Raw genomic sequence first — 19,531 nt, forward strand, 5'->3', positions numbered from 1 at the left:
TTTTATTCAGCTATTCCCGTTTGAATCATTTCAATATCCAGATCCACCTCGATTGGAATATGGGGATATGCCTTCTCCCAATGTTTTTGATCGAAATTTCTTGTTTTACTTTTTGCATGATCACCGAGTGCAATAGGATCTATATTGTTCTCTTGAAACATAATTACCATCTTATTTAATTTTTTACCAATGACATGCTCTGCCTTGGTCTCTATTTTATTCAGGTCGACCGCTTTGCCCAAGTCATAGCCTTGGACCTCTAGCAGACTCGCCTTTAATTTCACTTCAATCCTGACCTCGGGGTCTTGATTGGCATTCGAAATATGATAACGGACACGTGACTCCACGTTATTGATATCAGTAAAGTTATCTTCCTTCCATTTAATTTCATAACTCCCCATCTTAAAGTTTTCACTAAGGACTTTATATAAAAAGCCGTCCTCATAAGGAATATATTTACCAATATAACGATCCTTCTTAAACAAGGCGATCCCTTTTACCCGTATTTGGTCTTCTGCTGTTTCCAATAAGGGCAAGACTGGATCGATTCCTTTACCATGACACGCATATAAATACCTATGAAGATCTACATCAGGCAAATTAGTCCTTATATTCTGTTCGATCAGCTCTTTCACTTGAACCCCTGGAGTTTTAATCAACTTCGGCTCCATTTTAACTAGATCCTCCGCCTTGCCTTGAACGACCGCTAAATACAAATCCCTTCCCACCATTGGGTCACGCCTATATGTATCAACATAATCATTCAACCCCTTGCCTGCCAATTCTTCACCATATAGAATGACATTCAGTCTCCCGCCGACAATCGGGAATGGTGTTTTTGCATTTTCCTGCTGGCGGGCTGCCTTTATATCATGGGAGACCGCTTCATATACTTCTTTACCTAGGTTTGCTTCCTCCCCAGGCTGAGGAACGCTGACAACGACCGTCCCTTTGATTTTTTTGTCTTCGGCATCATAACCTACGACTTCAGCAATTAAAATATCTTCTAATATTTGCTTTTCCACGCCGCACGCCGTCATCAAAAAGCCTGCTAATGTTATCAAGAGAAGTTTGATTTTCACGATTTATGGCCCCTAACTTTATAGACGATCGACTGCCATATGAATAAAAGAGGGAGATACAAATAAACGATATAAAAACCAATTTGAGAACTGATCGTGTTAAACTTATCGATTCTATAGCGGTTATCCAAAAAAATGCAGGAAACTAAGATGATCACCAGAATGAATACCAACATCTTTTTCTGTCTAAATCCAAATACTCTTTTCGCTGTCCTGCTTGCTGCCCAGGCCCCTATGCAAACATTCGGCAGCACCATGAACAGCCAAACGGAAATCCCAATGTATTCGAACCTTTCAATGAATGGAAGGTCTACGATTTTCCATAACGTCAAAGTTGCCCAGATTACATCTTTCAGTTGATCTTGATGATAGTAGGCTAATGAAACAATAATGGATACTAAATAAATTGACATAGTAAACAACGCCCCTAAGTGGGCCCACTTTTGAGATTTTTCACGATTTTTAATGAATGGATAATAAATGAGGAGTAATTCAAATCCAAGGTAATTCAGGGTCATCTTCTTACAGGCCTTCATGATTTCCAAAAAGGAATGATCAAGAAAAGGACCCAAATTTTCAAAGTGGGCATACTTCAATGGGAAATAGTTCAAAAGGAATAATGGCGATCCGATAATAAGCCCAATTATGCAAAAACCAGTTATGACCCTGAAGCCTCCCTCCACAAAACTATACACGAGAATAAGAATGATGGTTATTAACATCAGGACATTGACACCAGGGAACATCCAAACCTGAATGACTTCTAAATAAGTCCTGATAAGAAGGATGGAGATCATTATAAAGTAGAGGATGAATAAAATATTGAAAGCATTTCCGACCCATTTACCAAACAAATCCTTGTGGATGGCGACCAAGTCAATTGTTTGGGGACCCCTGCCTAAAAGCCTGAAACACATCCAAAGCAGAACATTTATGATCAACCCTGATATGAGGACCGATATCCATGCGTCTTGGCCAGCCTCTTTCGCTATGATTCGTTCAAACCCCAATATCCCTACTCCAATCTGCATGCCGGGCATGAGGAAAAAAACAAAAAATGGAGATATTTGTTTAGTTTCATTTGGTTTGACTTCCATACCTTCTCACCGCTTTCTACACCTTATTCATCAATATCGTTATGGGAGTTTCGCGTTTCCGCCTCCTTCCTTATCCTTAGTGGATTTTCCGTCCGCAGAAACTGAGGGCGTTTTTTCTGTTTTGAAAAAGGGAGGCGAATCAGACTATCTTTAAAGTCATGAATTCTTAACGGGTAAAGAGGATCTAAATAAGGACTGCCAAGCGAAGTCAATCTCAATAAATGACTTAAAATGAATGCACTGCATAAAGCAATTCCAAACAGTCCGTACAACTGCGCTGCAATTAGAAAAGGAAAGCGGATAAGGCGAATCGTATTGCTGATTTGGTAAATAGGCACCGTAAATGAAGCCAAGGCAGCCAAAGCGACAAGCATCAACAAGACATTACTGACAAATCCCGCTTCAACTGCTGCTGTACCGATGACAATACCGCCAACAATTCCGATGGTCGAGCCTACCTTAGCAGGCAGCCTGACAGCTGCTTCCCTGAGCAATTCGATTGTCCCTTCCAGCACGATCGCTTCCAAAATCGGCGGAAAAGGGATCACGCCCCTGGAAGAGATTAGGATAGGCAGCAAATCCGTTGGAATCACTTGATAATGATACGTTAAAACGGCAACATACAGAGGTGAAGACAACACGGAAAACATCACCGCGAAAAGCCGAATCAAACGGAATGAAGTACCGAGATTCCAAATTTGAAAATAATCCTCAAATGACGAAAAGAACGAAATGATGGTATTGGGGCCAACTAATGCATGAGGAGATCCATCCAGCATGATTCCTATTTTCCCTTCCGATAATACACTGGCCAGATGATCAGGCCGCTCCGTATCAATCAGTTGTGGAAACATCGAATTCCGATTATCCGTGATCATCTGGCTTACAAACGAAATATCGACGATCGTATCATATTCTATATCTTCTATTCTTTGCATGACTGTATTAACGATTTGTTGATTTACTATCCCATCTATGTAGAGTACCGCTAATCTTGTTTGCGAGATGCTCCCGACCCGAAATTCCTTGGACTGCAATTCAGGAGTGGGCAACCGGTTACGGATCAGATTCAAATTCGAATCAAGCGATTCAACAAATGCCTCCTTTGACCCAACGACCGTATACTCCGACTCAGGTGTGGAAATTTGCCTTTTCACACTATGAACACATGGAATCAGCAAACACACTTCATCATCTTGCTTGTATTGAACCATGACTGATCCGGCCAATACCAACCTTTGAATGTCTTTTAGATCAGCCGTCAATTTCATATCTTCCATCGGAATATCGCCTTTTAGTTGCTTAAGGACCTTCTTTGGTTGATTCGACATGACTGCCAATACTTGTTCATGGAGCTCTTGTGCACTAACCAGTGAATTGAAGTAGGAGATGGTATAGCCATCACCATCCGGGAATTGGAAGGTAAGAAAATCATTAGACGCTTTAAACTTTTTAAGGAGTTCCAGAAAATTCTTGGAAGTAACCTGAAAGGATGCTGCATCCATTTTCCTCCTGCCCTTAAAAAACCTCACCATTCCACCCCCGTTGCCTGTCCAAAGTTATCGTTCATTCGATTATTGTAACCACCCTATTTAAAGTTAGTCATGATTCACCGATATCCTTAAAATAGGAAAAGACCTATCCGGCATCCACCGGATAAGTCTTTACGTCTTCATTCTTTATTGATTACCTTGGGCTTGGAAAAATCCGCGTTACAAGTTCACGGAACTCTTCAGCGAATCCTGCAATGGGTTTTCCATTCTCGATATCATTCGCATACCCTTCCATTCTTTGAACAAAGTCCGGGTTTGCCGACACATAGACTTGGTCTACCGATGGATCCGCTTCCCTTACTTTATCAGCAATTCTTTCTTTAAGATCATTCGTGATATCCTTATCCCTGCCATCTTTTAATACTGCCCCTACATAAGCATTATTTTCAGTCACGATGACACTTGCGTTACTTACTTCCTTCATGGCTTCGACTTGATCTGAGATATCCTTGGAGACCCTCATATCGTTAATGCCATTACCGTTATCGTTATCGTTATTGTCATTAACATTTTGCCTTGTGTCGCTTACATTCATCGGATTATCTAAATTATCCTGATGGGTACGGTTCAGGCCAAGATTTTCACTGGCACCTTCTTTATCATTAGTTGCACAACCTGTAATCACTAAAGCCATCATTGCACTTGATACGATCACTTTATAATTCACATTCATCACTCCTCAAAATCATTTAATATTACTATTTGCGAGGAGTGGATAGTTTATTCAGAAGAAGTTATCTTCAAGCCGATAATTCCCACCAAAATGAAACCTCCGAATACAAAACGCATTGCATCCTTAGGCTCATTAAATACGATGATGCCTACCAGAACAGCTCCAAGGGCCCTATTCCGGTCCAAATTGTATACGCTGTTCCCATAGGCAGGGTTTTTATCGCTGATGATAAAAAATAAAAAAAATGACCATACCGGCGATTGCAATAGAAGGCAATAATTTCGTAAAACCCTCGGTATACTTTAAACTTGTCGCCCATACCACTTCAAATAATCCTGCAATCACCAATTGAATCCATGCCACCTATCTTCCCTCGAATTACAAAAAAAGCCCGAAAGGTCATAAATCATAACCTCCCGGGCTTTTTCCCCCTCCGTGTACGCATATTCCTGCGCGTTTCCCTTGGACCATCCGGTAAAATTCAACCGAGGAACCCTAGAAACTTATCATTTCCATCCTTTATCATGTATATTTCAAGTAGGTCAAACACTTATGCATCGCTTCTGTTTCTAAGCTTCCACTTGTCACCTTTTATTGAAAACCATATATTTTTAAAGGGTTCAGGTATTTCTTTAGCCGCATCCACCGTATATTGTACGGACTCTTTTTTATATTGAACATCTTCAGTGATTTCTTGCTGTGTCATGGCGAGTTGGTCCGTCTCCGATTTAATCTGGTCCGTTTTGGCCTGGATGCGTGTAACGGTTTCAGTCACATTTTCAATTGTCGGTTTGGAACCCTTAAACGTTTTAAAAGCAAAAAACGCTAAATAAATAATCGATCCGATAAAGAGGGCAAGACTAATATATACAATGATCACCTAGATTCCTCCTTTTATTTTACCTTTACTATACCCGTAATAATTGGGCAGAAAACGAATATCCATGTATTTTCTTTTATGCCTGGTCATATTATTGTAAGAAAAAGGAGGAATGAAAATGAATCAAATGCCTCTGCTTAAAGCCTGTTTTAAAGCTGGAATCCAATTCATCAGACATATGACCATACAGCAGGCAGCCACTATTGCAGGAATCATTTTTTTAATCATTCATCCAGAAGTTTTCAGCCCCCTTTGGCTTACACTGGCAACATCCGTCTTGATTCTGCTCCTGCTTTGAAGATTGTAAATAGCCAATCACTATGGATTTATTCGCTGACACCCGCATCAGGAAGCAACATTCAGAAGTACATACGGAACCAAGCAGACAACAGGCCGTCGCGTTGGACTTCACCCTTACTGCCAAAGAATTTCAAACCCACGATGATCTATAAAGTTTAATCAATCGATTGATTAATAAGGAATTTGACTTGACCCCCTTGTGACAGAAGAACTTCTCTCCCCTTCATATATTGATTACACTACATTTACCATTTTATCAAACGAAAATTTATTAGAAAATTTCAAAATTTGTGTATAATCAAGCTATATTCATTAACTCTTAAGGAGGAATCATAGTCATGGATACTCTTATTCAACAGTTCAGGAATTTGCCCACCACGGCGATTTCGGATGCAATGGAAGGACTGAGCAATCTGGAATCGGAAATAAAACCCTTAAAAGAAGAATTTCGTATGGCCGGACGAGCTTTGACCGTACAGATTCCCGTCGGTGATAATTCAGCCGTGTTAAAAGCAATCGGACAAGCAAGGCCTGGGGATATAATTGTCGTTGACAGCAAGGGTGATACGTACCGCGCTATAGCAGGAGACTTTGTTGTCGGCATGATGCAGACCATGGAAATTGGCGGCCTCGTTGTTGATGGAGTCATTCGCGATCTAGAAGCAATTAAAGAACTGAATTTCCCTGTTTTCAGCAAAGGGACGACGGTTGCCTCTAGCGGCAAGGCAGGTGTAGGCTAAACCAATGTCCCCATTTCCTGTGGAGGTGTCACCGTATTTCCAGGGGACATCATCATTGGGGACATAGATGGAGTCGTGGTCGTGCCGCAAGCCAAGGGTGAAGAAATCCTGGTCAAAGCAAAGGATAAAATCATGAAAGACGAACAGCGTGCAGAAAAATACGCAGGGAAGCCTGATGAAATTAGAAAGTATATTGCCATGATGACCAATAAAGGATGACGCATATAAAAAAACAGGCAGGAAGCGATGGCTTCCTGCCTGTTTTTTTCATTAGCCTTATTTATCGGTCTTTTCGTCTTCCTTTGAACCTTCTTCATCATAAGTGTAATCATAATCAGTAGGGTCTATCGGTTTAAAGCCGTTTGGAGTATAGAAACGGAGTAAGTCACCGTTCACTACTTGGTCGGATAAATTGAGCATCGTTTCAGCTCTCTTTTTATAATTGAGGATGTCATCATTTTCCTCGACCAATTCCCCTGTTTTAGTATCGTAGTATTTACCTTTAATGGCAGTGACATCCGGTGTAACAAAATCACCATTCCTGAAAGGTACCACTTCATTATGATCTTTTGACAATAAATCGGAACCGAATTGTACATAATCTTTAGATTCGATTCCTAACAGATGCAATAAAGTAGGGAGAAGGTCGATCTGTCCTCCGTATTGGTGCATTTCCCCGCCTTCAACACCCGGAACATGAATCAATAATGGTACACGTTGCAATTGGGCATTCTCAAATGCGCCAACATCCTTGCCAAGCACTTTTGACATGGCTTCTTTATGGTTTTCTGAAATACCATAGTGATCACCATACATAACGATTACCGAGTTATCATATAGACCGGATTCCTTCAGATAAACGAAAAACTCTTTAAGCGCCTCATCGGCATAGCGTGCAGTCTGGAAGTAATTATCTACGGAAGCATCGCCTGTCGTTTGCTTACCGATTGTTGCTTTTTCCTGGTCCATCGCATATGGGAAATGATGAGATACCGTTATGAATTTTGTATAGAAAGGCTGTTTAAGCGTTTCTAACATTGGAATCGATTCCTTGAAGAAAGGCTTATCCATTAACCCATAACTCAGTACTTCCTCTTTATTTTCCATATTATAATGGTTAGCATCAAAGAACTGATTAAATCCAAGAGACTTATACATTTTATCCCGGTTCCAGAAAGATTTGTAATTACCATGGAACACAGCAGATGTGTATCCTTGTTGTCCTAAAATCGCTGGTGCTGCTTGATACGTATTTTGGGCACGGTTTGTGAATGCTGCCCCCTGTGGTAAACCGAACAGGGAATTTTCAAGCATGAATTCGGCATCCGCTGTTTTACCTTGGCCCACTTGATGGAAGAAATTATCAAAGTGCATGAAATCTGACTTATCATGTGCAAGTGAGTTCAAAAATGGAGTTACTTCCTCCCCATTCAACTTATAATCGATCAGGAAATTCTGCATCGATTCCAAATGCAGGTAGATAACATTCTTACCTTTGGCTGCACCAAAATATTTAGGGTTCGGTTCAGCGCTTGTTGCTTTCGTATAGTTGACGACTTCTGCGATATCCGTGCTGTTTGCAGTCGCACGCTGAGCGTATGTTTTAGTATTCTGAACGGCATCATAAACCGTATAGTTGAACATGCCCAAATATTTGACGATATAGTTCCGGTCGAATGTTCTTGATAATAATTGCGGTCGATCCTTTTCAGCAAGTCCCAAATTGATTGCGAAAATTGCAAGTCCTGCTAGGAAAACCAATCCAACTGTACGGCGTTTGACTTTGAAGTCTTCCACCTTAAAGTCCCTGAATCTGTACAACACGATCAAAAGAACCGTATCAAGGAAATAAAATACATCATGGCCTTTAAATAATTCTAAAATACTCGGCCCCAAATCCCCGGCATTTTGCACTTGCGTCAAGGTTGGCAATGTAATGAAATCGGTAAATGACCGATAGTATACAATATTGAAGAATAACCATAAGGACATCAATAGGTTCAACCTGATGATCCATTTAAACGATTTTTTGCCTCTAGCCAATAGTGCCAAGCCAAAGAATAAAATGGCTGAACTAATCGGATTTATGAACAACAAGAACTGTTGCAGGCCATTTTCAAGACCTAAGTTAAATTCAACACGATATCCAATATAAGTTTTTATCGTAAACAAGACTACCGCAATAAAGAAAAAGCCTAGTATGTTATCTGCAAATAAATGCCGGCTTTTTTTTAGAAAATTATTCATGCTTTCACCTCTATTAATCTAGTGGTTTATTTATATAAATTTTTACAAACTTACAAAAGACGGAAAATCGGAAACCTTATAATAGCATTCTTTCACTTGGATAGTCAAGATTGTGTGAAAACCACCTTTTGTCACATCCATATCTCTTATATCCAGAACACTTCTTTAGCTTATGAACAAGCCTTTGAAAAAATAACAGAGTTTCGCCCGTCTCGAATGTTCAGCGCACCTATAACAAATATATAGGAACTCCATGTCTTAATCCAATAAATATTACCGTAACTTTATGGGGTGACCGTGGAATACAGTCATTGTTTAGTTTCACGTCCTTGAGCCTTTTCCATTATAAACGACTCTTTATAAAAAAACCAGCACATTACAAAATATGTAAAGATATAAATCTTCAATTATTGAATTCGACCTGAAATTCCCAGGATTCCTTTCCCGATAATTCGACAGTTGAACTGAAGTGCCGGTTACATGGATGCATCTCTCCTCCGCACTTTTGTACCCCATTCAAAATCCAAGCCTGCAAAAGTTTGACTCGTTCATAATTGCATCCTGCCGTTCCGAAATCCCATAAAATAACAAGTGGATTTCGTGTAATATCGACATCATTCCCCTATGGCTTATTTATTAACTATTTTTATATAAATTCCCCTTAAAATGATGATCATATTATTTTTATATTTTTACTTTAGAGGACAATTTTTATCATCCACAAAAGATTTGATTTACCAAAATTACCTTACATTACAATTTGGAAAACTCTTCTAGGAACCGGAATGTCTCAAGTATCCATGGATTTGACATTATAATAGGAAGAAACTGATTTTTTCATATTGCCTGAAAGGTTATATTCTTTCGACAGCAGCCCAAATGCGCGGCAAGAGGCATATGAATATGTTTGTCCTTTTCCATTTCCCCTTAATAGGGTTGTGGGGGCCTTATAAGCTCATCTGTGCCTTGATTCGTTACCAGTACACGAGTATTCTTTTGTCCCCTTTGTTAGTATATTTGTTTCATCCAGCTTTATTATAAAAAATAAAAAAATCCTGCCCTCGATCGAGGACAGGATTTTCATTAATCATATTTATATTACTTAATGCCTTCTGAAACTTCTTTAACCATAGCGTCAACAGATTCTAAACCGCCGCCTGATAAGTACCAGTAGTTAGGGTCTAGATAAATGATGTTACCTTCTTTAAATGCCTTTGTATTTTTTACAATGTCATTTTCAATCGTTTCTTTCGCTGCAGCTCCATCACCGGCAACAGCATCTCTGTCTACAACGAATAGGTAGTCAGGATTCTTTTCAGCAATGTATTCGAAAGAAATACTTTGGCCATGTGTCGATACTTCCAATTTATCATCTACTGCAGGTACTCCGAATACATCATGGATGATTCCAAATCTTGAATCCGGTCCGTAAGCACTTACTTTTCCACCGCTTGAAAGAACGATTAAACCTTTTTTGTCAGTTGGTGCTTTTTCTTTCAAAGCATTGATGTTTTCTTCAACACTTGCCAATTGTTTAGCTGCTTCGTCTTTTTTATCGAAGATTTTACCTAAAAGTGTTACGTTCTCTTCAAAGGATTCCATATACTTTGTTGTATCTACACCCACAAAAACAGTAGGGGCAATTTTGCTTAATTCTTCATATGCTTCAGATTGACGGCCAGAAATAAGGATTAAATCAGGAGCGATTTCGTTGATTTTTTCGAAGTCAGGTTCTTTTAATCCGCCGGCATTTTCAGTTGTACCTTTATATTTAGAAAGGTATTTTGGAAGGCCATCATGAGGAACAGCTGCCACTTCCACACCCAATTTATCAAGAGTATCAAGAGCACCCATATCGAATACTACGACTTTTTCAGGGTTTGTTTTTACTTTCGTTTCGCCTAGTTGATGCTTAACCGTAATTTCTTCGCTTTTAGCACTTTCTTTTTTCGTGCTTGATTCTTCTTTTTCCTTATCTGATCCACAAGCAGCAGCCACTACAGCCAGCATTGCAACCAAAAGCAGTAAGGATAATTTCTTAATCATTATGGTCACCTCAATAAATTTTTTATTTAAAATTACATATTGAATCCTCACCATCACAAAGTTCACCTTCAACGCTTTCCCTGCCAGATGAACAGGAGGCGGCTAAAGTCTTGGGCGCCCGCCAACTCTTAGCTGCCTAAGAAGCGTACGAGGTGATCTCTGGACGGCTACGAATACTGAAGTAATTTAAAACCGAATGGAATTGTCTTACGTGAAGTACACACAGATCTTATTGTCATTGATACTTTGGATTTCAATATCCATATCATAAATTTCCTTTAATACATTGGAATTGATGACTTGTTCGGTAGGTCCATTATGAACAACCTTGCCATCCTTCAATGCGACAATATAGTCGGAATAACAGGAAGCAAAATTAATGTCATGAATGACGATAATGACCGTTTTCCCCAATTCATCGGCCAATCTCCTCAATACCTTCATGATTTGTACGGAATGCTTCATATCAAGATTGTTCAGGGGTTCATCAAGAAGTACATACTCCGTGTTCTGAGCAATAACCATGGCAATGAAGGCCCGCTGTTGCTGCCCGCCGCTAAGCTGGTCAAGAAACTTATCCTGCATGTCAGCAAGTTCCATATATTCAATCGCTTCATCGACGTATTTCCAATCCTCTTTCGTCAGTTTGCCTTGTGAATAAGGAAAACGGCCAAAGGCGACGAGTTCACGAATCGTTAAACGGATATTGATATGGTTAGCCTGCTTTAAGATGGCAATCTTTTTCGCAAGTTCATTGCTATTGAATTTCCCCATATCCTTACCCTCGATCAGGACTTCTCCTGAATCCCGGGTAATGAGACGGCTGATCATCGAAAGAACGGTACTTTTCCCCGCTCCATTGGGACCGATGAAGGATGTGATTTTCCCTTTCATTATTTCAATGGAAACATCCTCGACAACCGTTTTATTATTATATTTTTTGAATAAATTTTTCACTTCTACCATGATTTATTCTCCTTTAATAGAAGATAGATGAAATAGACACCGCCGACAAAGTTGATGATGACACTTAATGTCGTGGAAAACGTAAAGATCCGCTCTACAATGAATTGGCCGCCGACCAAGGCAATCACACTGATCAGCATGGCACCCGGGATGATATGTTTATGCTGATAAGACTTAATGAATTGATAAGCCACATTTGCAACAAGCAATCCGAGGAACGTGATCGGACCGATCAGGGCAGTCGAAATGGAGATTAAAACCGTAACGACAATTAAAACCCGCTTCGTGACAAAATCATAATCCACACCTAAGTTTATGGCTTGGTCCCTCCCAAGGGACATGACATCCAAATACTTCAAAAATCTCATGAAATAGATCATTGCCGCTATCATGAGGATAATAGCTAACGTTAACAGGTCCGTGTTGACATTATTGAAGCTGGCGAACATTTTATTTTGAATGATTTGAAATTCATTCGGGTCAATCAATACCTGCATGAATGAAGACATGCTGCCAAATAAGGTTCCGAAGATGATACCAATCAGCAAAAGGAAGTAAATATTGCGGCTTTTCTTGAACATGAACTTGAACAGCAGGCTTGCAAAAATAAGCATGGCTGCAAGTGTAATCAGGAAATTGAGATTTTTATTCATGATCATGATATGCGTTGAACCGAAGATGAAAATCACTCCAGTTTGGATCAGCATATACATGGAGTCCAACCCTAAAATGCTTGGTGTCAGGATTTTATTATTCGTGACCGTCTGGAAAATCACTGTTGAAAAAGCTATTGCACAACCCACCACGATGATGGCGATGATTTTTATGACCCTTCTCGGCAGTGCATAATCCCAATTCGGGCCAAGGTCCCAAAAGATATAACCTGCCGTTAAAGCAGCTGCAAGAGCAGCCAATATAATGATCCTGCTTTTATTATTCATATGCCTTTCTCCTCATTATCAAATAGATAAATACGGCGCTTCCTATCACACCAACCACGAGTCCGATCGGGATTTCAAATGGATATATGAGGATCCTGCCCAGAATATCGCAGATCAATAGGAATACTGCCCCTAGCAATGCTGTATGAGAAAGACTCTTTTTCAAATTGTCACCAAGGTAAAGGGATACAATATTTGGTACGATCAATCCTATGAAAGGAATCGTTCCCACCGTTAACAAAACGACAGTGGAGGATAATGCCACGATGATCAACCCAAAATTGACTATAAGCTTATAATTGAGTCCTAGATTGATAGCAAACTCCTCACCCATCCCTGCCACAGTGAATTTATTGGCAAAGAAGTATGCGAGAATGACAAGAGGGATACTTACATATATAAGTTCGTACCTTCCCGACATGATCATCGAGAAATCCCCATTCATCCATGTGTTGAGGCTTTGAATCAAATCATATTTATAGGCAAAGAAAGTCGAGATGGATCCGACGATATTACCAAACATCAAACCAACCAATGGAATGAAAATCGTATCCTTATATTTCACTTGATCAAGAATTTTCATGAACAAGAATGTACCTGCCAAAGCGAATATGAAAGCGAATGCCATTTTCTCAATAAGTGCTGCCGATGGAAAAATGATAATGGCAAGAAGAAGTCCAAGCCTTGCAGAGTCCATGGTACCGGCAGTCGTCGGGGATACAAATTTATTGCGGCTCAATTGCTGCATGATCAGACCGCTTATACTCATCACAATACCGGCAATGACTATGGTCACCATTCTAGGGAAACGGCTTTGCAGTATGATTTGCACTTTATCATCACTTGGATTCAATAAATCCAGGGGGGTAATATCTTTTACACCAATGAATAATGACGTAAATGATAAAACAAATAAAGCCATGACTAAATATCTTATCTTCATCTACATTTCCTACTCTTCCTATCTCACTTTAATACAGCGATAATATTTTTAATTAAATATATTTGAATAAAGACTATCGCAAAGTCACCTATTGAAATGGAATTCATGAAGCTGCAATAGTTACAAGGTTCTTCCATTCGTGATAATGAGATTCATTATCATTATCAGTCATTCTTATTCTATCATTTCTTAGACATGTGTCAATATATACAAGGGAATTACTTTGATATTCTCCGGATAGTAAGATCGTAATGAATTTGGATGAACCAATCATGCATTTCGTTACAGGAAATGATAAAATCAAAATAACAAATATTTACTCTTCCAATGAAAGAAGCGATATGATGAAAAACTTGCTATCCAAAGTGTTCTCAAAAAAGGCGAAAAACCAGATTGAATTTTGCCAAAACAATCTTGACCGCTTCCTTAATGAACAAACCGTTTCCGATTATGGCGAATTCTTAGCGAATCCAAGGATTCATTATAAGGAATATGAATGTTTGAGTGAGTGTAAACTTTGTCAGAAAACCCCCTATGCGAAAGTGAACGGCCAGATTATGAGTGGCGAAGATTCACATGATCTTTTAAATCGGTTACATGATGAATTGAAATGATACGGACCAAAATTGCTTGTTCCGTGTCATTTTGACTACTTACCTGTAATTATACAGAATACAGGTGATGAACATCTATTAAAAGGCATTATGAATCTAGTCGTTACTTCCTATTTTTCACTATTTCCTACGATTTCACTGTATAAATAGCCTGAAATATGATAATTTATGGAAAAAGATAGACAGGAGGACGTCCATGAAAAAAATCATTCCTACCATCGTTTCAGTCGTAACACTAGGTCTTGTCACTAGCTTGCCTGGCCCTATAGCCGAGGCGGAAGAATTCACCCCTTATTACGGAAATGGTCCAAGCTACATTCAACCAGAAAACCTCTCCCACCTTTTCCCTGACCCTAATGTTTCTTTCAAGACCCCTGCCTTTAAACCAAACAAAGTCGCCTTTACGAGCCAGGAAGAAATGTTGGATTCCATCAAGTCCCTCTCCCATAAAAACAAAAACATCCAGGTCAAGACGATAGGTAAATCCACAGAAGGACGCGACATCCCGATGCTTCTTTTCAGCAAGGATTCAAAAAGACCGATTAAAAATTCCCATAAACCATTGATTTGGATTCAAGGTCAGATTCATGGCAATGAACCCGCTTCAGGTGAATCTACATTAGTCCTTGCACAATGGCTGGCTGAAGGCAAGCTTGGTGATGTCCTAGATAAAGTGAATGTTGCCATCGTTCCACGAGTCAATCCTGATGGCTCTTATTATTTCAAACGATATACCGCAAATGACATGGATGCGAATAGGGACTACTTAAAAGTGGAGTATCCTGAAGTGCAGACGATTCATCAGTCAATCGATGAATATGAACCAGAAGTCATTCTGGATGTACATGAATATACAGTGAATCCTGCCCCCCTGAAAAAAGTGGGAGCAAATGGATCGATCGCTTCCTATGATTTACTCATCTCCTCAGCCAAAAATTTAAATATTCCCAAGCAGCTTCGAAAAGCTTCCGATGAACTGCTTTTGCCTAATGTTTTTAAAACATTGGACCAAGAAAAGCTTTCCTATCACGATTACTATACACTGGCAACTTCAGATGATGGAGTCCTTACCGCCACAGAAGGAAGCACAGAAGCCCGGATTGGCCGAAACGCCCTCGGTTTGAAAAATACAATGACCTATTTAATAGAAACAAGGGGAATCAATATCGGCCGTACGGATTTTAAACGACGTGTTTTTGCACAAGCTACAGCACAGGCAGCATTCATCAAAACGGCAGCCGAACAGGCCAATAAAGTTAAAAAGGCCGTTAAACAGGCAGAAACCGAAGTCGTGCAAAAAGGGCGAAAAGCAAATGATAACGATGAAATTGTCATCATCAGCGAAAATAAATTGATTAAGAATCAAAAACTGACTGTAGTCGATTTAGCGAAAGCGAAAATGGTCGATGCCTCCATCGATTGGCTGGATTCCACCGATGCCTACCCTACCCTTGTAAGAGATCGTCCGACAGCCTATATCCTTCCACCTGAATATGAAAATATCGCCAAGAAACTTCAGCTATTGGGAGTGGAAGTGAAAAAATTAAAAAGACCTATGAAAGTAGCTGTTGAAAGCTATAGGGTCGATGATTTAAAAGTTTCCGCTGAACTGGAAAGCGGACATTCCACAAGGGAAGTCACGACCACCGTTACTTCAAAAACTCGGGATTTCCCTAAAGGAAGCTATGTTTTCGACATGGCCCAGCCTGATGCCAACTTCATCTCCCTTGCCCTAGAACCTGAAGGCATTGACAGCTATGTGACCTTCCATTTCATCCCGGCTGCAAAGGGAAAAGAACTGCCGATTTACCGCTATATGCAGCCATCTTCCTTACCAGTTAAATGATTTTTATAGTTTCTAAATGACGCTTTGGCAGCTTTCATTGCCAAAGCGTTTTTAGTTTCCCCCCTCCTTTATTCAGTTGGGACGATGCGCCTGACATGATTTCTTGAATGCAACGGCAAGTTTTGAATATACATATAAACGGAAAATGTGTTTTTTGAGGAGGAAAGTCATTGAACCAACATGTACAATTGGAAATCAACCGCCTTGTTCATCGCTTGAAACAAGACCAATCCGCTGATGGTTCATGGAATTATCCCTTCGACACCGGGATAACGGCAGATGCTTATATGATCATATTATTGAAAATTTTAGATATGGAAGACACTCCTCTTATAGAGGGTTTAGTAAAAAGAATCGAAAGCAAGCAAACCGAAAACGGTTCATGGAAACTTTTCCACGACGAGAAGGACGGCAATGTTACAGTTACGATCGAGGCTTACTATGGCCTTCTTTTTAGCGGACTCCGCAATAAGAATCACCCCCATATGAGGAAAGCCAAACAATTCATTCTTTCCAAGGGCGGCATCAAACAGGCCAAAATGTTAACGAAAATGATGCTTACCGTAACCGGACAATATCAATGGCCTCGCCTATTCCCCATTCCTCTCGAAGTGGTCTTACTGCCTCCGACCTTTTTCGTCAGCATTTATGATCTTTCAGTATATGGACGGGTCAACATGATTCCCTTGCTATTGCTTGGCCATAAAAGGTTTCAAATCAAGACCCAAGACACGCCAAGTCTAAAAGATCTATTTCAAACAAGGGAGGACCGATCAGAAGAGCATATGTGGGAGGAGTATCGTACCGAAGAATTTCGTTCCTTTTTCTCTAAACTTCAAACAGGCGTCAAAACCTTGATTGGTTATCCGGATTATTTGCATTCCCTAGCCTTGGATTCAACGAAAAGGTTCATGCTCGACAGGCTGGAACCAGACGGGACACTGTATAATTATTTCGGTTCTACCTTTTTCATGATCTTTGCCCTCCTTTCAATCGGATATTCGAAAAGAGATCCAGTGATTCTAAAGGCCATGGCCGGCCTGAAGGGGATGGCCTGCTCCATTGAGGGACACACACATATCCAGTTCACGACGCCCCATGTTTGGAATACCTCCTTAATAAGCTACGCCCTTCAAGAAGCGGGCATACCTTCCAAAGACAAAGCGGTCAAGACCGCCAATCAATACTTATTGTCACGCCAGCATTATATGTATGGAGATTGGCTGATCCATAATCCTAACGCGATTCCAGGCGGCTGGGGGTTCTCGGATTTAAATACCATGAATCCGGATGTCGATGATACGACCGCTTCACTGCGGGCGCTGGCAAAGCAACTGCAAGCAAAACCGGATAATCGGGACAGCTGGCAGCGCGGTGTCTCCTTCACGATATCCATGCAAAATGATGATGGTGGATTTCCAGCCTTCGAACGCAATAACGACCATAAATGGCTGCAGCTTCTTCCTATAGAGGGTTCGAAATATCTCCTGACTGACCCTTCTACCGCTGATCTGACAGGAAGAACGCTGGAATTCCTGGGGAACTATACAAATATGAAGAAGCCGGAGGAAGTCAGTAAAAGAGCGGTGGATTGGCTATTGGAAGACCAGAAGCGTGATGGCTCCTGGTATGGGCGCTGGGGCATCTGCTTTCTATATGGTACATGGTCTGCACTGACCGGCATGAAGGCAGCGGGGCAAGCCACTGAACATCCATCCATACAAAAAGCCTTATCTTGGTTGAAGAAAATCCAAAATGAAGATGGCGGCTGGGGTGAATCTTGTTACAGTGATATCAAGCAGCGATATATCCCCCTCGGAACAAGCACACTGACACATACAGCATGGGCTGTGGATGCGTTGATATCGGCATCAGAAAAGCCGACAGCCGAGATTGAAAAAGGCATTGCCTATCTCATCCGTGCAGGTCAACAAGAAAGCTGGACCAATGATTATCCTACAGGCCAGGGAATGGCAGATTTTTTGTATATTCATTATCATAGCTATCGCTATATTTATCCCCTTTTAGCCTTAAGTCATTACCATAAAAAATTCCTGAAGACTTAATTGCCAGTGTTTATTATCATATTAAAAGTGAATATGTGGATTACCTGTGGAAAAGTAGTGAATAACACTGTGAAGTTATCCACAATCCGAGGTTATCCACATTCACTTACCCGTAATCGTGCTAAATGCAAGAAATTATCTGTCTTTTTGTTGATTCATTCATTTTGGATATGTAGAAATGACTTGTTTTATCCAGGCTTTGTGGATAGTTTGGGGATGATCACTTTTATGTAAAAACTTTATCCAGCTTATCACTGTAAAATTCTATGGCCTTGGCATAAGATTGGATTTCTCGATCACTCGAGGTTTCGGCAATTATCTTCAATAAAGACTCCATTGCAAGATCATGTTGGCCCAAATTATAAAATGCCATGGCCCTGAATACCACTAAAGCCTTATCCTCAGGAAACTTCGTCAGCCCGGATTCCAGTGTCTGTCTTGATTTTCCATATTCCCCAATGGTGCGATATGTGCTCCCCAACCCTAGGTAGGCCCCTTTTGCATCCTCCTTTGGCAAACCTAATTTGAGTGCCGCTTCATAATAGGGCACCGCCTTTACCTCAAGCCCGAGAATATCCAAACTCCAGGCACACTGATACTGTATGACTGCATCCCCCGGATTTTGCTTTGCCAGATCCATCAATAATCGATTGGATTTTTCGAATTCTTTCTTTCCCCTTAGTGACAGTGCCTCTTCCAAATTTCCCATAATCAATCCTCCATTGTATAAGATTCCTTATTGCCCCTATTCGCGTTTCTTCTTTTAAATCCCTTTATAACCGCAGATGTTTTAAGAGTATCATCAGCTACATGTTGGTTCCTCTACCCATACGCCTCTTGAATCGAATGCTTCTTCCTTCCTCCTCATTTCGCTTGAGATTCATAATCGCAACTAAAAAAAGGATTTGCCACTTGGCAAATCCTCTCATACATTTCAGTTCAAGTTCATTCATATATCACATATTGCTTATTAATCATCCAGCTGGTTTTTCAATACTTTACCCGTGGTTGCATCCACCACAACATCATATTCCTTTTGTCCTTGTTTTATTTCCAGCTCGTACACAAGTGTGCCATTCTCTGAATCCAGCTCCATATCCGTTACTTGACCATCCACTGCTTTCAAGGCAATCTTTTCAGCTTGATCACTGCTGACTTTTGCATTTTCCACGGCTTGTTGTGTATCCTCCTCGTCATCGTCTTCCATCTCCTGAGAAAGAATCTCTCCCTTTTCAGCATCGACATCAACGTCTTGATAGCCTTCTTTTGTTTTAACGGTCATCTCATAGGTCATCGGCTGGTCCCAATCCTTTTCAAATTGAGTAACTTCCCCTCCTAGTTTTTCTGAAATCATTTTGACAGCCTCATCCTCGGATAGGTTCCCCTTATTGACTGCATATACCGCCGTTCCGGCAGCACCGCCGAAAAGCAATACGGAAGCGATGGACACCGTCATGATTACCTTTTTCCTTTGTATGATACCTTCTTTAATCGTACTCCACTGTTTTTTCATGAATGAATTCCTCCTTTAAGTTGT

At 40.4% G+C, this 19,531-nt stretch carries 16 protein-coding genes and 2 pseudogenes; 5 read left to right on the forward strand and 13 right to left on the reverse strand.

Annotated elements, in window-relative coordinates:
- Positions 1-2: 2 nt before the first annotated feature.
- The 6 genes and pseudogenes from ACFVS1_RS18605 to ACFVS1_RS18630 form a co-directional block, all read right to left on the reverse strand.
- Positions 3-1,082 carry a Ger(x)C family spore germination protein gene (locus ACFVS1_RS18605; protein ID WP_387549651.1) on the reverse strand — a complete coding sequence of 360 codons (1,080 nt, stop codon included), beginning with the start codon at positions 1,080-1,082 and terminating at the stop codon, positions 3-5.
- The gene (locus tag ACFVS1_RS18610; protein WP_352923832.1) at positions 1,079-2,179 is read right to left on the reverse strand and encodes a GerAB/ArcD/ProY family transporter; all 1,101 of its coding nucleotides are present in this window, start codon (positions 2,177-2,179) and stop codon (positions 1,079-1,081) included. The genes ACFVS1_RS18605 and ACFVS1_RS18610 overlap by 4 nt, the downstream gene beginning before the upstream one ends.
- Positions 2,180-2,202: 23 nt before the next feature.
- Positions 2,203-3,714, reverse strand: coding sequence for a spore germination protein (locus ACFVS1_RS18615; protein WP_387549654.1), 1,512 nt, complete (start codon positions 3,712-3,714; stop codon positions 2,203-2,205).
- 151 nt (positions 3,715-3,865) lie between these two features.
- Positions 3,866-4,399, reverse strand: a complete 534-nt coding sequence (locus tag ACFVS1_RS18620; protein ID WP_387549656.1) for a YhcN/YlaJ family sporulation lipoprotein — start codon at positions 4,397-4,399, stop codon at positions 3,866-3,868.
- Between the two features lie 53 nt (positions 4,400-4,452).
- Positions 4,453-4,768 (reverse strand): annotated as a pseudogene (locus tag ACFVS1_RS18625) (DMT family transporter).
- A 187-nt stretch (positions 4,769-4,955) separates the two neighbouring features.
- Positions 4,956-5,285 (reverse strand): DUF948 domain-containing protein, encoded by a 330-nt coding sequence (locus ACFVS1_RS18630; protein ID WP_352923837.1) that lies wholly within the window; start codon positions 5,283-5,285, stop codon positions 4,956-4,958.
- Between the two features lie 118 nt (positions 5,286-5,403).
- On the opposite strand from ACFVS1_RS18630, the gene ACFVS1_RS18635 reads away from it, so the two are divergent.
- Positions 5,404-5,583: a hypothetical protein gene (locus tag ACFVS1_RS18635; protein WP_095390863.1), complete on the forward strand. Its 180-nt coding sequence runs from the start codon at positions 5,404-5,406 to the stop codon at positions 5,581-5,583.
- Positions 5,584-5,923: 340 nt separating this feature from the next.
- Positions 5,924-6,544, forward strand: a pseudogene (locus ACFVS1_RS18640) (RraA family protein).
- Positions 6,545-6,601: 57 nt separating this feature from the next.
- Here ACFVS1_RS18640 and ltaS read toward each other — a convergent pair.
- From ltaS to ACFVS1_RS18665, 5 genes are all read right to left on the reverse strand, one after another.
- Positions 6,602-8,572 (reverse strand): lipoteichoic acid synthase, encoded by a 1,971-nt coding sequence (gene ltaS / locus ACFVS1_RS18645; protein WP_387549659.1) that lies wholly within the window; start codon positions 8,570-8,572, stop codon positions 6,602-6,604.
- Between the two features lie 1,098 nt (positions 8,573-9,670).
- On the reverse strand, positions 9,671-10,615 hold the full coding sequence (locus ACFVS1_RS18650) for a siderophore ABC transporter substrate-binding protein (protein ID WP_483878258.1): 945 nt from the start codon (positions 10,613-10,615) through the stop codon (positions 9,671-9,673).
- 210 nt (positions 10,616-10,825) lie between these two features.
- Positions 10,826-11,584, reverse strand: a complete 759-nt coding sequence (locus ACFVS1_RS18655; RefSeq protein WP_034310071.1) for an iron ABC transporter ATP-binding protein — start codon at positions 11,582-11,584, stop codon at positions 10,826-10,828.
- On the reverse strand, positions 11,578-12,525 hold the full coding sequence (locus ACFVS1_RS18660) for an iron chelate uptake ABC transporter family permease subunit (RefSeq protein WP_387549664.1): 948 nt from the start codon (positions 12,523-12,525) through the stop codon (positions 11,578-11,580). Before ACFVS1_RS18660 ends, ACFVS1_RS18655 begins: the two co-directional genes overlap by 7 nt.
- Positions 12,518-13,468, reverse strand: coding sequence for an ABC transporter permease (locus ACFVS1_RS18665; RefSeq protein ID WP_387549666.1), 951 nt, complete (start codon positions 13,466-13,468; stop codon positions 12,518-12,520). The genes ACFVS1_RS18660 and ACFVS1_RS18665 overlap by 8 nt, the downstream gene beginning before the upstream one ends.
- A gap of 251 nt (positions 13,469-13,719) precedes the next feature.
- Here ACFVS1_RS18665 and ACFVS1_RS18670 point away from each other — a divergent pair, with 251 nt between their 5' ends.
- From ACFVS1_RS18670 to shc, 3 genes are all read left to right on the forward strand, one after another.
- Complete coding sequence (locus ACFVS1_RS18670) at positions 13,720-14,082, forward strand: DUF1450 domain-containing protein (protein WP_352923845.1); 363 nt, start codon at positions 13,720-13,722, stop codon at positions 14,080-14,082.
- Positions 14,083-14,278: 196 nt separating this feature from the next.
- The gene (locus tag ACFVS1_RS18675; protein WP_387549668.1) at positions 14,279-15,928 is read left to right on the forward strand and encodes a M14 family metallopeptidase; all 1,650 of its coding nucleotides are present in this window, start codon (positions 14,279-14,281) and stop codon (positions 15,926-15,928) included.
- A 170-nt stretch (positions 15,929-16,098) separates the two neighbouring features.
- Positions 16,099-17,994 carry a squalene--hopene cyclase gene (shc, locus tag ACFVS1_RS18680; protein ID WP_387549670.1) on the forward strand — a complete coding sequence of 632 codons (1,896 nt, stop codon included), beginning with the start codon at positions 16,099-16,101 and terminating at the stop codon, positions 17,992-17,994.
- 226 nt (positions 17,995-18,220) lie between these two features.
- Here shc and ACFVS1_RS18685 read toward each other — a convergent pair whose 3' ends face one another.
- Both ACFVS1_RS18685 and ACFVS1_RS18690 read right to left on the reverse strand, forming a co-directional pair.
- Entirely contained in the window at positions 18,221-18,703 is a 483-nt protein-coding gene (locus ACFVS1_RS18685; protein WP_352923849.1) for a tetratricopeptide repeat protein, read from the reverse strand.
- A gap of 261 nt (positions 18,704-18,964) precedes the next feature.
- Positions 18,965-19,507: a PepSY domain-containing protein gene (locus ACFVS1_RS18690; protein ID WP_352923851.1), complete on the reverse strand. Its 543-nt coding sequence runs from the start codon at positions 19,505-19,507 to the stop codon at positions 18,965-18,967.
- Between the last annotated feature and the right edge of the window lie 24 nt (positions 19,508-19,531).

It is taken from the genome of Peribacillus sp. NPDC058075, assembly GCF_042885195.1.
Classification (GTDB): domain Bacteria; phylum Bacillota; class Bacilli; order Bacillales; family DSM-1321; genus Peribacillus.

Bases quoted from the DNA above. Each gene is read 5' to 3' on its own strand.
- ACFVS1_RS18610 (WP_352923832.1), bottom strand. From the start codon at position 2,179: ATGGAAGTCAAACCAAATGAAACTAAACAAATATCTCCATTTTTTGTT.
- ACFVS1_RS18615 (WP_387549654.1), bottom strand. From the start codon at position 3,714: ATGGTGAGGTTTTTTAAGGGCAGGAGGAAAATGGATGCAGCATCCTTT.
- ACFVS1_RS18635 (WP_095390863.1), top strand. From the start codon at position 5,404: ATGAATCAAATGCCTCTGCTTAAAGCCTGTTTTAAAGCTGGAATCCAA.
- ltaS (WP_387549659.1), bottom strand. From the start codon at position 8,572: ATGAATAATTTTCTAAAAAAAAGCCGGCATTTATTTGCAGATAACATA.
- ACFVS1_RS18655 (WP_034310071.1), bottom strand. From the start codon at position 11,584: ATGGTAGAAGTGAAAAATTTATTCAAAAAATATAATAATAAAACGGTT.
- ACFVS1_RS18660 (WP_387549664.1), bottom strand. From the start codon at position 12,525: ATGAATAATAAAAGCAGGATCATTATATTGGCTGCTCTTGCAGCTGCT.
- ACFVS1_RS18665 (WP_387549666.1), bottom strand. From the start codon at position 13,468: ATGAAGATAAGATATTTAGTCATGGCTTTATTTGTTTTATCATTTACG.
- ACFVS1_RS18670 (WP_352923845.1), top strand. From the start codon at position 13,720: ATGAATTTGGATGAACCAATCATGCATTTCGTTACAGGAAATGATAAA.
- ACFVS1_RS18675 (WP_387549668.1), top strand. From the start codon at position 14,279: ATGAAAAAAATCATTCCTACCATCGTTTCAGTCGTAACACTAGGTCTT.
- ACFVS1_RS18685 (WP_352923849.1), bottom strand. From the start codon at position 18,703: ATGGGAAATTTGGAAGAGGCACTGTCACTAAGGGGAAAGAAAGAATTC.
- ACFVS1_RS18690 (WP_352923851.1), bottom strand. From the start codon at position 19,507: ATGAAAAAACAGTGGAGTACGATTAAAGAAGGTATCATACAAAGGAAA.